This window comes from Mycobacterium sp. E2699, assembly GCF_001666745.1.
GTDB lineage: Bacteria > Actinomycetota > Actinomycetes > Mycobacteriales > Mycobacteriaceae > Mycobacterium.
The window spans coordinates 1-604 of sequence record NZ_LZJH01000114.1 but is presented as its reverse complement, the minus strand read 5'-3'; the positions used below and the strand labels follow the sequence as shown (position 1 = coordinate 604).

Here is a 604-nt window from a genome sequence, read left to right as displayed (position 1 = left end):
TGGTGTGCATCGAGGACCTGGGCGACATCGACATCCTGATCACCGACAAGACCGGCACGCTGACGGAGGGCCGCATCCGCCTGGTCGGCGCGGTCGATCCGGCCGGTGCGCCGGCCGAGCCGGTCCGGCGGCTCGGGTTGCTGGCCACCGACGTCGACCCGGAATCCGGTGTGGTGAGCGCCAATCCGCTCGACGCCGCGCTGTGGGACTCCCCGCAGCCACAGCAACTGGTGGGCGGCGCGGTGCGCCGCGTCGCGCTGCTGCCGTTCGACCACGAGCGGCGCGCGACGTCGGTGTTGGTCGACGACGACGGCAACCGCCTCCTCGTCGTCAAGGGCGCCCCCGAACAGGTCCTGGACCGGTGCGACGGGACGCCGGCGGCCGCGGATGCGACCCTGGCGGACTTGTTCGCCGCCGGACGGCGGGTGGTCGCCGTCGCCACCCGCCCGGCCGCCGAGCTGACGGAGCTCACCGCCGACGACGAACACGACCTCACGCTGGCCGGCTTTCTGGTCTTCGCCGACGAACCCAAACCCGCGGCGCGCCAGTCGCTGGCACAGCTGGCCGAACTGGGCATCGAGGTGAAGATCGCCACCGGCGACAA

At 72.7% G+C, this 604-nt stretch carries 1 pseudogene; it reads left to right on the top strand.

The features are described from left to right. A pseudogene (locus A5696_RS20420) lies at positions 1 to 604 on the top strand (HAD family hydrolase); the annotation flags it as partial.